8 protein-coding genes and 2 pseudogenes are annotated in these 12516 nt (G+C 62.7%); 6 read left to right on the top strand and 4 right to left on the bottom strand.

The features are described from left to right. Positions 1-47 precede the first annotated feature (47 nt). Together AB8B20_RS14715 and AB8B20_RS14720 are read left to right on the top strand one after the other, a co-directional pair. Positions 48-2008, top strand: a pseudogene (locus AB8B20_RS14715) (methyl-accepting chemotaxis protein). Between the two features lie 201 nt (positions 2009-2209). Next, positions 2210-4287: pseudogene (locus tag AB8B20_RS14720) on the top strand (ATP-dependent helicase). On the opposite strand, the gene AB8B20_RS14725 reads toward AB8B20_RS14720, so the two are convergent. Next, positions 4284-5195: a LysR substrate-binding domain-containing protein gene (locus tag AB8B20_RS14725; RefSeq protein WP_439074842.1), complete on the bottom strand. Its 912-nt coding sequence runs from the start codon at positions 5193-5195 to the stop codon at positions 4284-4286. The pseudogene AB8B20_RS14720 and the gene AB8B20_RS14725 sit on opposite strands and share 4 nt — an antisense overlap. 128 nt (positions 5196-5323) lie before the next feature. On the opposite strand from AB8B20_RS14725, the gene AB8B20_RS14730 reads away from it, so the two are divergent. Continuing rightward, positions 5324-6265: a ring-cleaving dioxygenase gene (locus AB8B20_RS14730; protein ID WP_439074841.1), complete on the top strand. Its 942-nt coding sequence runs from the start codon at positions 5324-5326 to the stop codon at positions 6263-6265. Then, a complete protein-coding gene (locus AB8B20_RS14735) occupies positions 6262-6900 on the top strand; it encodes an alpha/beta hydrolase (protein WP_439074840.1) in 639 nt (212 codons plus the stop codon). Before AB8B20_RS14730 ends, AB8B20_RS14735 begins: the two co-directional genes overlap by 4 nt. A 196-nt stretch (positions 6901-7096) precedes the next feature. Here AB8B20_RS14735 and AB8B20_RS14740 read toward each other — a convergent pair whose 3' ends face one another. The 3 genes from AB8B20_RS14740 to AB8B20_RS14750 form a co-directional block, all read right to left on the bottom strand. Then, positions 7097-8794, bottom strand: a complete 1698-nt coding sequence (locus tag AB8B20_RS14740) for a thiamine pyrophosphate-binding protein (RefSeq protein ID WP_439074839.1) — start codon at positions 8792-8794, stop codon at positions 7097-7099. 208 nt (positions 8795-9002) lie between these two features. Beyond that, a complete protein-coding gene (locus AB8B20_RS14745; RefSeq protein WP_175365610.1) occupies positions 9003-9326 on the bottom strand; it encodes a hypothetical protein in 324 nt (107 codons plus the stop codon). Positions 9327-9468: 142 nt separating this feature from the next. Next, positions 9469-10479, bottom strand: a complete 1011-nt coding sequence (locus tag AB8B20_RS14750; RefSeq protein ID WP_439074838.1) for a class 1 fructose-bisphosphatase — start codon at positions 10477-10479, stop codon at positions 9469-9471. A gap of 155 nt (positions 10480-10634) precedes the next feature. Between AB8B20_RS14750 and AB8B20_RS14755 the strand changes: the two genes are divergently transcribed. Next, positions 10635-11606, top strand: a complete 972-nt coding sequence (locus AB8B20_RS14755; RefSeq protein WP_439074837.1) for a LysR family transcriptional regulator — start codon at positions 10635-10637, stop codon at positions 11604-11606. 98 nt (positions 11607-11704) lie between these two features. After that, a complete protein-coding gene (locus AB8B20_RS14760; RefSeq protein ID WP_439074836.1) occupies positions 11705-12382 on the top strand; it encodes a heme oxygenase (biliverdin-producing) in 678 nt (225 codons plus the stop codon). The last annotated feature ends 134 nt before the right edge of the window (positions 12383-12516 follow it).

The following is a 12516-nucleotide window of genomic DNA, read 5'->3' on the forward strand; positions in this document are numbered from 1 at the left end:
TTCAGTGCCGCAGCAAAATTGCTTGTCGCGGTCCAAGGGGCATGTCGATGCAAGCACTCAATTCTATTTCAGCACGTATGATTGTCGCCATCACGCTCGTCGCTGCCGGATCGTGCGGCGCGCTCGCTGCCTTCAGCATGTGGCAGCAACAGGCGATCATCGACACAGCCCTTAGTCGCGAAGCGCATGATGACTACGCCAATCTCACGGCAGCGCTGAATGCCGAAACGCGCACGCTGCTCGCAGTTGCCGAGTCGATCGCGTCATCACAGCCGATCAAGGACGCCATCAAGGCGAACGATCGTGCCAGTGCGCTCGCGAATCTGAAGGAGGCCCATCAGCGTATCAAGCCGCGCGGCCTCGAACTGATCACCATTCAAACACCGCCGGCCATCAGCTTCGCCCGCATCCACAATCCCGGCACCTTCGGAGACAACGTTTCCGAACGCCGCAAGATGGTGGTGCAGGCGATGACCAGCAAGAAGTCGGTCGGCGGCATCGAGCCCGGCCGTGATGCGCTCAACGTCTTTGGCGTAGCACCGGCGATGGATGGTGATACCATTCTCGGCACGATCGATGTCGGCGCTCCGTTCGGCAAGACTTTCGTCGACACCATGAAGTCGCGTTTCGGTGTCGATGTCGGCATTCACCAGATCGACGGCCAGGCCGGCAAGACGCTGGCGTCCACCCTGAAGTCGGCTGCTCCGGGTGTCGATATGCTGCGTCGCGCGCTTGCCGGCGAAGTTGTGACCCAATATGGCGAACTCGACAACAAGCCCGTTGCCACGACCTTCGGCGCAATCAAGAGCTTTTCGGGCGACAACATCGCCGTCTTCGAAATCACCCGTGATACCAGCGGATATCACAGCCTGATGCGATCCTCGCTGAATTGGCTGGCCATCATTTCTGCCTGCGTGCTGCTGCTCGCCGGTGCCATCGCAACCTTCATGGGCCGCTCGATGGCGAAGCCGATCCGCGCACTCGAAACTGCGATGCGGACCATTGCGGGCGGTAATCACACGATCGCGGTGCCGGGTGCAGGCCGCAAGGACGAGATCGGCTCGATGGCCGGCGCCGTCGAATCTTCAAGACCGGGCTGATCGAAACCGAGCAGCTGCGCGCCGCCCAGGAAGAGCAGCGCGAGCGCGCCCAGCTTGATCGCCGCGACACCATGAGTGCTCTCGCCTCGCGCTTCGAGGGCAGCGTTGGTACCGTAGTCACCGCCGTTGGTTCGGCTGCCGGCGAACTCCGCACAACCGCGCAATCGATGGCGGCCACCGCCGAGGAATCGACCCGGCAGACCGCAGCTGTCGCGGCAGCATCCGAGGAGGCCACGCAGAGCGCTCAGGCAGTCGCCGCTGCTATCGAGGAGCTCAACGCCTCGATCAGCGAGATCGCACAGCAGGTCAACGAATCTGCCCGCGTCGCCGGTGATGCGGTATCGCAGGCCAACGTCACCAATAGCGAAGTGCAGAGCCTTGCGGAGGCCGCGCAGAAGATCGGTGACGTCGTCAAGCTGATTAGCGAGATCGCTGCGCAAACCAACCTGCTCGCACTCAATGCCACCATCGAAGCGGCCCGCGCAGGTGAAGCCGGCCGCGGCTTCGCCGTCGTCGCTTCCGAAGTGAAGGCACTGGCCACCCAGACGTCGAAGGCAACGGACGAAATCTCGGCACAGGTCGGCGCGATTCAGAGTGCCACGAAGCTCTCGGTGGGTTCGATCCAAAGCATTACCTCGACCATCGGCCGCGTCAGCGAGATCGCAAGCGCCATCGCCGCCGCCGTCGAGGAACAGGGCGCAGCCACGCTCGAAATCGCCCGCAACGTCGCCGAAGCCGCCCGCGGCACCGGCGAGGTCTCGCAAAACATTGCCGGCGTCAATGACGCCGCCCGCGAGACCGGCCTCGCCGCGTCGCGCGTGGTGGAGTCGGCCGCGGACCTGTCACGCAACGGCGAAGATCTGCGCACGCAGGTCGATGTGTTCCTCCGCGAAGTGCGGGCGGCTTAAGCCGCTACAAATTCGGATGTCATCGCCCGGCTTGACCGGGCGATCCAGTACAAGGCGCCGTCAGCGCATTTCGCAAGCAACCGCGTTTACTGGATCACCCGCTTTCGCGGGTGATGACAGCTGAGAAAAAAGCGCCTCAAACCGTCCATTGCGAACAAAGCGGGAATCAGCGAGCGTGATTCGTCACCTCGGATATATCCCGTGCTCGCCCAAGCCTCTTATCTCGACGCCCTCAATCCAGAACAACGCCGTGCCGTCGAGCATGGCGTGTTCCCGCACGGGAACAGCATCACGTCTGCTCCGCTGTTGGTCATCGCCGGTGCCGGTTCCGGCAAGACCAACACCCTCGCCCATCGCGTGGCGCATCTGCTCGTCAACGGCGCCGATCCGCGCCGCATCCTGCTGATGACATTCTCGCGTCGCGCCGCCAGCGAGATGAGCCGCCGCGTCGAGCGCATCGCGCGCCAAGTGATGGGCGACAATGCCGGCGTCATGACCGATGCGCTGGCCTGGGCTGGCACATTCCATGGCATCGGCGCGCGGCTCCTGCGGGACTATGCCGAACAAATCGGACTCGATCCCGGTTTCACCATTCACGACCGCGAGGATTCCGCCGACCTGATGAATCTGGTCCGGCACGAACTCGGCTTCTCCAAAACCGAGATGCGCTTCCCGACAAAAGGCACATGCCTCGCGATCTATTCCCGCTGCGTGAATTCCGAGACCGAACTCGATCAGGTGCTCGGCGCATCCTATCCGTGGTGCGCGGCGTGGTCAGCCGAGCTGCGCGAACTGTTCGCCGGCTATGTCGAAGCCAAGCAGAAGCAGAACGTGCTCGATTACGACGACCTGCTTCTGTACTGGGCGCAGATGGCGAGCGAACCGCTACTGGCTAGCGATATCGGCGGTCGCTTCGATCACGTGCTCGTGGACGAATATCAGGACACTAATCGCCTGCAATCGGCGATCCTGATGGCTTTGAAGCCCAACGGGGCGGGCCTCACCGTTGTCGGCGATGACGCGCAGTCGATCTATTCGTTTCGCGCCGCCACCGTACGCAACATTCTGGATTTCCCTGGGCAGTTCAGCCCGCCGGCTGACATCATCACGCTCGACCGCAACTATCGCTCGACGCAACCGATCCTGGCGGCGGCCAATGGCGTGATCGATCTCGCGCGTGAACGCTATACGAAGAATCTCTGGACCGATCGCGTCTCCTCTGCCAAGCCGCAACTCGTCACCATCCGGGACGAGACCGATCAGGCCCGCGCCATCGTTGCGCGTGTGCTCGACAATCGAGAAGGCGGCATGAAGCTGAAGGAACAGGCCGTGCTGTTCCGGACGTCGTCGCACAGCGGATCACTCGAAGTGGAGCTGACGCGGCGGAACATTCCATTCGTCAAATTCGGCGGCCTGAAGTTTCTCGACGCCGCGCATGTCAAGGACATGCTGGCGCTGCTGCGTTTCGTGGAGAACCCACGTGACCGGGTCGCCGGTTTCCGGCTGATGCAATTGCTACCCGGTGTGGGACCAGCTTCCGCACAGCGCGCGCTGGATCACATGATCGCGGCACCCGATCCGATCGACGCCCTCGCTCACGCGCCGGCCCCGCCCCGCGCAGCAACCGACTGGCGCGGCTTTGTCGAGGTCATTAGCGAGATCAAGTCACGCCGTGCGGGCTGGCCCGCCGAACTCGAACTGGCGCGACGCTGGTATGAGCCGCATCTCGATCGCATTCACGAGGATTCGCTGACGCGCCGCGCCGATCTGATCCAGCTCGAAGCGATCGCGTCAGGCTATCCGTCGCGCGAACGTTTTCTCACCGAACTCACGCTCGATCCGCCGGACGCGACCAGCGATCAGTCCGGCGTTCCGCTGCTCGACGAGGACTATCTGATCCTCTCGACCATCCATTCCGCCAAAGGGCAGGAATGGAAGTCTGTCTATGTGCTGAATGTGGTCGACGGCTGCATGCCGTCGGATTTGGGCACCGGGACATCAGCGGAGATCGAGGAAGAGCGCCGGCTGCTTTATGTGGCGATGACGCGCGCCAAGGACACCTGCATCTGATGGTACCGCAGCGTTTCTTCACCCACGGCCAGCACGCACAAGGTGACCGACACGTCTATGCGTCGCGCACCCGCTTCATTCCCGAAGCGCTGCTCGGCCTGTTCGAACGCACGACTTGGCCGCAGGTCGCCGCCGCCGATTCCGCCCGCGGGGCAGCGCAGGGTGTGCGCATGGATATCAATTCCCGCATGCGTGCGATCTGGCGCTAGAGCTTCTCATCCCACTCCGGCACGCCGCTGAAGCGCGCCACCAGGAAATCGATGAACAGGCGCACCTTCACGGCGAGGTGCCGCGTGGGCGGATAGATCGCATAGAGCGTCAGCGGCGGTGCTTTGTAGGTATTGAGCACGCTGCGCAGAGCGCCCGCGCGCAATGCATCGCCGGCAATGAAGGTCGGCAGCAGCGCGACGCCCCTGCCCTTGATCGCGGCATCGCGCAGTACTTCAGCATTGTTGACGCAGAGCGTCCAGCTCGGCTGGATCCAGTGATCGTTGCCATCCCTGCCGGTCAGCTTCCACTGATTGCCCGTGAGTAGGAAGCCATAGGTGAGCAGCGCGTGGCTGCGCAGATCCTCCGGCAGCTTCGGTGTGCCATGTTGCTTGAGATAGTCCGGCGACGCGCAAACCGCGCGATCGATGGCGACGATTTTTCGCGCGATGAGACTTGAAGACTCCAGATCCGCGATGCGCAAGGTCACGTCGAAGCCGCCCTGCATCGGATCGACCTGATCGTCCGAGAGTACGAGCTGAATTTGCAGCTCCGGACACTGCGCCATGAAATCGGCAATGGCAGGCCCGAGCTGCAGCGTGCCGAATGACATCGGCGCATTGACGCGCAGCAATCCGCGCGGCGTCGACTGCGCCTGCGCCACCGCCTGATCGGCGGCTTCGAGATCGGCGAGGATGGTCAGCGCGCGCTCGAAATAGGCCTGACCGTTCTCGGTCGCGCTGGCATGGCGCGTGGTGCGGTTGAGCAATTGCACGCCGAGGTCCTGTTCGAGCTCGCCGACATATTTCGAGATCGCCGAGCGCGACAGCCGCAGCTGCCGCCCTGCTTCGGAGAAGCTGCCGAGTTCGACGACTTTGACGAAGGCGCGCAGGCTGTTGAGCTTATCCATGGAGCATTCCCGACTGTCCCCAATTCATAGACAGTCATGTCACAAATGGCCAGATTGTCTTTGAACGGGGATGACCCAATTATCCCGGCAACGGAAGACGAGACGCCTTCCTAACCAGGAGACAGACCATGTCAGGCATCCACCATGTCACCGCAATCGCCGGTAACGCCTTGCGGAACTTCGACTTTTACACCCGCGCGCTGGGCATGCGCTTCGTCAAGAAGACCGTCAATTTCGACGATCCGGGCACCTATCACTTCTATTACGGCGACGAAACCGGCAAGCCGGGCACCATTCTGACCTTCTTCCCGTGGGAGCATGCGGCCCCCGGCCGTGGCGGCGTGGGCCAGACCCAGCAGACTTCGTTCCGGGTCCCTGCCCGCTCGCTCGGCTACTGGACTCATCGCTTCATCGAGAAGGGCATTGCCCATGAGGCGCTCGAAAAGCGCTTCGGCCAAGCCGTGCTGCCCTTCACCGATCCGGACGGCATGAGCCTCGCTCTGGTCGGCGTTGCCGGCGCGGAGAACGAGCCCGGCTGGAGCAATGGCGACGTTCCGGCGGAGCACGCGATCCGCGGCTTCCATGGCGTGACGCTTCTGCTGGAGAAGGCCGAGAAGACCAGCGCGATCCTCACCGACGTGTTCGGCTTCAAGGAAACCGCGCGTGAAGGCTCGATCATTCGTCTGAGCACCGACAGTGTCGAAGGCGGCATTGTCGACATCTATGAGGCCGGTGGTTTCCTGCCGGGTCGTCAGGGCCGTGGCTCGGTGCATCACATCGCCTTCCGCGCCGTCGATGATGCCGATCAGCAGGTGATGGCCAGCAAGCTGGTGAAGACCCACGGCCAACAGCCGACGGAGCAGAAGGATCGCAACTACTTCCGTTCGGTCTATTTCCGCGAACCCGGCGGCGTGTTGTTCGAGATCGCCACAGACATCCCCGGCTTCGCCGTGGATGAGCCCGTCGAATCCCTCGGCGAGCATCTGAAACTGCCCGCGTTTCTCGAAAAGCATCGCGGCGAGATCGAGCGCGTATTGCCGTCGCTTGATACCGAAAAGGTGGCGTCATGAGTAACGACCTGTCCCACATTCATCGCTTCGCGCCGGGCAACCGGCGCGAGGCAACGCCGCTCCTCCTGCTGCATGGCACCGGCGGTGACGAAAGCGATCTGCTGCCGCTCGGCGAGGCGATTGCGCCCGGCGCAACATTGCTGTCGCCGCGCGGTCAGGTGCTGGAGCACGGCATGCCGCGCTTCTTCCGCCGGCTTGCGGAGGGCGTGTTCGACGAGGATGACGTACGCCGCCGCGCCAATGACCTTGCGGACTTCGTCACCGAAGCACGCAAGCGCTACGGCATCAAAGCACCGATCGCGCTCGGCTATTCCAACGGCGCTAATATCGCCGCGGCGATGATGCTGTTGCGCCCCGAGGCGCTGGCCGGCGGCATATTGTTGCGGGCGATGGTGCCATTGCGTGAGGCGCCGGTTGCCGATCTCGCCGGCAAGCCAGTGCTGATCGTGTCGGGCCAATCCGACCCGATCATCCCGCCGAGCAATTCGCAACGGCTGGCTGTGATGCTGACGAAGGCGGGCGCCGATGTACAGCACCGCACGCTGCCGGTTGGCCATCAGCTCTCGCAGGCGGATCTGACCATTGCGAAGGAATGGTTGGGGAATGTTGAAGCAACGAACCAAGCCGCGGCATAACCTCTCCCCGCCCGGCGAAGCGAAGCTTCGCTAGGCGGGGAGAGGTCGAAGGCGAGCGCAGCGGAGCCTTCGGGTGAGGGGGGAGTTAGTGGTTTGCGCTTAAGTGTATCATGCGCTCCCCCTCACCCGGCTTTCACGCGCTCCGCGCGCTTCAGCCGACCTCTCCCCGCCAAGCGGGGAGAGGTAAGAAGGCCAATTACAAGTTCGCGCCGCTGAACATCTCGCTATACCAATCCGCGATCAGCTTTGGATTGATGCGACCATCGACGATGAACACGCCCTGCGCACCATCGGCGACCCAGTTCTTCACGGCATCGAGATCGGCGAGCGTCCGCACAACAACGCCATCGGCGCCGTAACCGCGCGCGATGGCCGCAAAGTCGGTCACAGGAAATTGCGCCATGCCCGCATTGTAGCCTTCGGGGCCGAAGTGATGCACTTCGGCGCTGTAGGCGCTGTCGTTATAGATGAAGATGCAGATGCGCTTCTTCAGCCGCACCGCGGTTTCCAGCTCCGCGATCGACATCAGAAAGCCGCCATCGCCGACTGCGAGCACGGTCAGTCGCTCGGGCTGCGTCACTGCCGCACCGATGGCGCCGGCAAGGCCGAGGCCGATGGACTGGAACGCGATCGGAATGCACCAACCCTTGTGGTCAGGCGCGGAGATATAGCGTGTCACCCAGCCGACGAAATGTCCGCCGTCGACAACGACCGTGCGATCCTTCGGCAGGATATCGTCCATCGCCTTGCTCAGCGTGCGCGGATCGATGTGGTCGGCAGTGCTAGTGTCGTCATAGGCCAGATTGTGGTTGCCCCTGGCAGTCATCACCGCGGCAACCGCTGGCGTGCGCCAGCCGGCCTCGCTGGGCGGCGCCTTATCAAACGCCTGCAACACGGCAGTGGCCACAGCGGAGGCATCGCCTTCGAGCTCGAGATCGACGGGGCGATGCACGCCGATGCGGCCTTTCTCGACATCAATCTGCACGAGCTGAGCATAGTCCGAGATCAGCTTGCCCTTCTTCGTGGTCCACATGTTCAGCGACATGCCGAAGGCGAGGATCATGTCGCTCTGCGCGATCAGCTCAGCCGTTGCTTTCGAGGAGAAGCCTCCGGCCACGCCGAGATTCCACGGATGACCGGAAAACATCCCATGCGCCTGCAACGACGTCGCCAGCAACGCGCCAAGTTTGTCGGCCAGTTGAACCAGCAGCGGCTGCGCATCGGCCACGACAGCGCCATGACCCGCCAGAATCAGCGGCCGTTTCGACGTCCGGATCGTCGCAACAAGTTCATCCAGCTTCGCCGGATTAATCGTGACCCGCGGCATGATAGGCAAATGCTTCTTGCCCATCGTCGCCGTGACCGGCATCTCCTGCACATTGATCGGCAGGCTGAGCACGACCGGCTTGCGCTCGCGCAGCGCCAACGACGCGGCCTTCCAGGTGTCGGCATACGCGCTCTGCGCATCGGCGATCTGCCGCCACTCGCCGCCGACCGCGTGAACGAGTTCCGACTGATTGAAGGCAAATGCCGACTGCTTGTCGCCGAGCACAACGTCACCTGCGAGAACGAGCAAAGGCGTGTCGCTCTTGGCCGCTTCGCCGATGCCGGTGATCGCATTAGTCAAACCCGGCCCGGCCGTTACGCTGACGATGGTCAGGTCGCGCGTCAGACGCGCCGCCACATCGGCCATGCTTACCGCGCCGCCTTCGTGGCGCGCAGCGACAAACTCGACACCGAACTCTGTCAATCCGAGCGTCACCTTGAAGTTTGCGCCGCCCACGAGGCCGAAACAGCGCTTGGCGCCGATGTCGGCGATCGCGCGTGCGACTTCGCGCCAGACGGTCGAGTTGGCTGGGGTGTGGTCGAGAACTGCAGCGGATGAGGATGTCATGAGGTCACTTTGCACCGATCGCGATCTCCTCGACATTCAAGGATCGGGCCAAAGTAGTTTAGGTCTAAAGGAATTGCCATATGTCGATCGCGCTGGCCCAATCACGTGATCGGGAGAGCGGAACAGACGCAAAAATGCCATCTGCGGTAATCCTCAGTGGCCAATTCCGCGTAAATGCAGCCTTATTTAAGGGCAGATCGACTGGCGGCTACGCCCGTCCGGCGATCACCATGCTGTGCAAATCGTCAGCCATCTTCGGCGCAGCAGCGCCTTCAAGCGACGATCGCAGGGCCTCGATATCGGCATCCGGGACCGGGCGCCATCCGCAAGGGCACTGGCCGTCCTGATGGGCCGCCGCAACTTCGCGATAGGTCGCGCCGACCGCGGTTGCCAGAAGACGCATGACCACATCGGGCGCCAGACGCGAACTGTCGAGCACGCGGCAGAATGTCGTCATGATGGCCTGGTTGAGATAGGTCTGTGCCGAATTCTCGTCGGTGATATCAGAGACCTTGACCTGCTGCGGAAGCATGCGCGTATCCTTTGCGACCCCTGCGATTGTCTAGGCCGCGGTCGCGTCATGCTCAACCCGTTTCGGGACCACGGGCCTTAGAAGCCCTCAAGCCTGTCATGTTTTGAATGGATCAAAACAGGATGTGTAGTGCAGGCCCTATCTATTCTGCTGCAGCTTGCGCTTGTCCCGCGCTGGCATCGAGATGCATGGTCTCGATACGTCTCACCTTGCTGATCGAACCCATGATCAACGGCACGCGCTGATGGATTGCCGTCGGCGCAAGATCGAGAATACGGGTACGGCCCGTGGTCGCGCCGCCGCCGGCCTGTTCGACGATGAAGGCCATCGGATGCGCTTCATAGACGAGACGTAGCCGGCCATCGGCATAGCCCTTGCGCGCATCGGACGGATAGAGAAACACGCCGCCCCGGATCAGGATGCGATAGGCCTCGGCGACCAGGGCTGCGATCCAGCGCATATTGAAATTCTTGCCGCGCGGGCCATCGACGCCTGCGAGGCACTCTTCGACGAAGTCGCGCACCGGCGCTTCCCAATGGCGATGGTTGGACGCATTGATGGCATATTCCGAGCACTCGGCCGGGATCTGCACGCGCTGGCGAATGCGCTTGTAGCTCCCAGCGGCGCGATCGAGCGTGAAGATTTCGACGCCATCACCAAGCGTGAGGACCAGCGAGGTCTGCGGGCCGTAGACCACGAAGCCGGCAGCGATCTGCGCGCTGCCTTTTTGCGTGAACGGCACAGCGCCCTTCGCCGTCGGCATGATCGAGAAGATCGTTCCGACCGTCATATTGGTTTCGATATTCGACGACCCATCGAGCGGATCATAGGCAATGTCGAGCAGCCCGTTGGCGTCGCTGATATCCGCCGTCTCGGCTTCCTCGGAGGCCAGCGCGGCCCAGGACACCGGCTTCAGCGCGGCACGAACAATCTCGTCGGCGCGGACATCGAGATCCTTCTGCACGTCGCCATCGGCATTCTGCGCACCCTGTGCCTCACCGGTAATTCCGGCCAGCGCGCCGCAGCCGATCAGGTCGGAGATTTCAATGGAGGCCCTGGCAAAGGCATCGACCGCAGCAGCCACGGCCAGCCGCAGCGGGTCCTGTCCGGCGTAGTCAGCCGTATATCGGGACAGGGGCATGTGGTCGGTCATCGCAATCTCCGCAAAATACTGGGCTCCTTCTGGCACATGGCCGCGTCCGGAAGGCCCGGGAATGGCAGAAATGGGTCATTTTGCCCACAGATATTGACCCGCTGGGCCAAATAAAGGAACTTTCGTAAAAATCGGGCGGCGAAAGTTTTCCTTATATGACGAAGCGCTTCCGCGACATCTCGATCCGCCAGCTGCGTGCACTGGCCGCCGTCGCCGCCAGCGGCAGTATTACGGCGGCAGCTTTGAAGCTGCGCCTGACACAGCCGGCTGTCACCTTGCAACTGCGCAACCTGCAAGGCCTCGCCGGCCTGCCGCTGATCCAGCGCACTGGCGACGGGATGGTCCTCACCGATGCCGGCCGTGAGGTGCTGGCGCTGTCGGAACGGATCGAGGCGGCGATGGCCGCCTGCGCAACATCGCTGGACATGATGGCCGGCAAGACCGGCGGGCGCATCTCCATCGGCGCCGTGAGCACCGCAAAATACTTCGTGCCCTTCGCCATCTCCGCCTTCGCGAAGCTCCATCCCAAGATCGAGATCTTGCTGACGGTCGGCAATCGCGAGGAGACCATCGCAGGTCTGCGCAGCTACGATCTCGATATCGCGATCATGGGCCGGCCGCCGGCCGGGATCGACATGGATGTGAACCTGATCGGCGATCATCCGCATGTGATCATCGCGCCGAGCGATCATCGCCTCGCGAGCAAGGCGCGCCTCTCCATGAGCGATCTTGCAGGCGAGACTTTCCTGACGCGTGAGCCCGGCTCGGGCACGCGCGGATTGATGGAGCAATTGTTCGAGAGCGCAGGCTTGCGCGCCACGATCGGCATGGAGATGGACAGCAACGAGACCATCAAACAGGCCGTGATGGCCGGGCTCGGCATCGCCTTCATCTCCGCACATACGGTGGCCACCGAACTGGAGCAGCGGCGACTGGTGATGCTGGATGTGATCGGCCTGCCGATCATCCGGCAATGGTTCGTGCTCAACCGTAAGGACAAGGTGCTGCTGCCGCCGGCGCAGGCGATGCGCGCATTCCTCGCCGCACAGGGCGCGCAGTTCCTGCCTGCGACGGAAGCCGGCAAATCTGCGGCGGTACGCCGCAAGTCCCGCAGCCGCGCGCTGTAGCAACAGGCCTGGCCTCACCTTGTAGCATCCGGCGAGGGTGATATGGTGTCGCCAGCCCGAGCGCCAACACACCCCTTTATCAGTCATCGGAGAATTCAATGCCTGCTGCCTCGGCAGATAGCACTGCGCCCGTCAGCGTCGTGACCGCCCTTTATCTCGGCACCAAGGTGCTTCACACCGAAGCCGAACGCTCCGGCATCATCAAGGACATGTTGCGCGGTGACGTCAGCCGCAAGGGCTATGTCCTGCTGCAACGAAACCTGCTGGCGGCCTATCAGGCGCTGGAAGCCGGACTTGAGAGCCATCGCGACACGCCTGTGCTCGCCGCACTCGCCCGGTATCGGCTCGATCGCGCATCGGCGATGCAAGCCGATCTCAATGTGCTGTGCGATGGCGATTTCTCGGCTGTGCCGATGCTGCCTGCCGGCGAAGCCTATGCCAAGCGCATCGCGGATGCCGCCAAGGGCGACGGCGAATTGCTGATTGCCCATGCCTATACGCGCTATCTCGGCGATCTCTCCGGCGGCCAGATTCTCAAGCGCCTGCTCGCCAAGAAGCCCGGCCTCGCGCCGGAGGAATTGTCGTTCTACGACTTCCCGGCCTATGCCGATTTGGCAGCGCTGAAGTCAGACTATCGCAGCGCGCTCGATGAGGCAGGCAAGCTCGCCAGGAATCCGCAGGCGATCATCGATGAAGGTTCAGTGGCGTTCCAGCTCAACACCGATCTGTCCTGGGCGGTGCAGGGTGCGATCGAAGCGGAGCAGGTGGCTTCTTAGCCTCTCCCCGCCTGCGGGGAGAGGTCGACTTTCACATGCGAAGCATGTGGAAGACGGGTGAGGGGGAGCCAGTGTTTCACTCTCTGGCTCCCCCTCACCCGTCTTGAATGACCTTCGGTCATTCAAGACACCTT

This window comes from Tardiphaga sp. 866_E4_N1_4 (assembly GCF_052076075.1).
Lineage (GTDB): Bacteria > Pseudomonadota > Alphaproteobacteria > Rhizobiales > Xanthobacteraceae > Tardiphaga > Tardiphaga robiniae.